This window comes from Oleiphilus sp. HI0132 (genome assembly GCF_001635845.1).
On record NZ_LWGJ01000444.1, the window covers coordinates 1 to 692 of the forward strand.

A 692-nucleotide genomic window follows, 5' to 3' on the forward strand; every position below is an offset into this window, starting at 1 on the left:
GAACATGCACTTAAGACCTTGGTTTGCTTCTCCCACTAGCCAGCCTTTGGCATTTTCAAAGTTCATTACGCAAGTCGCTGATGCTTTGATTCCCATTTTGTGCTCAAGGCCTCCACAAAATGCTGGATTGCGCGACCCGTCTTCAAGCACTTTTGGGACGACAAATAATGAGATACCTTTGCTGCCTTCTGGGCTGCCAGGTATTTTAGCCAGCACTAAATGGATGATATTGTCGACAAGATCATGCTCTCCGCCGGTAATCCAGATTTTTGTTCCACTGATAGCGTAGCTGCCATCAGGGTTCTCTTCAGCTTTTGTGGTGATTAGGCCCAAGTCGGTTCCGCACTGAGGCTCGGTCAAGCACATGGTGCCAGTCCAAATGCCTTGTATAAGCTTTGGTAGGTAGGTTTGCTTTTGTGCTTCTGTACCGTGCTGCTGGAGTAAGTCTATCGCACCATGAGATAAACCTGGGTACATGCCAAACGATAGGTTCGTTGAACAGACCATTTCATCAACAACGTTTTTTAGTAAGTGTGGTAAGCCTTGCCCGCCAAACTCAGGCGCAGACGACAAACCACTCCATCCACCTTGTTGGTAGTGTTCGTAGGCTGCTTTGAAGCCATTTGGAGTTTTCACTGTTTTAGTGTCTGGATCGAATTGGCACTCTTCTCTGTCACCAGATGTATTGATAG

1 protein-coding gene is annotated in these 692 nt (G+C 47.1%); it reads right to left on the reverse strand.

Annotated elements, in window-relative coordinates; translation table 11 throughout:
• The coding region (locus A3766_RS05330; protein ID WP_197479347.1) for an acyl-CoA dehydrogenase family protein at positions 1-692 on the reverse strand (692 nt) is incomplete at both ends.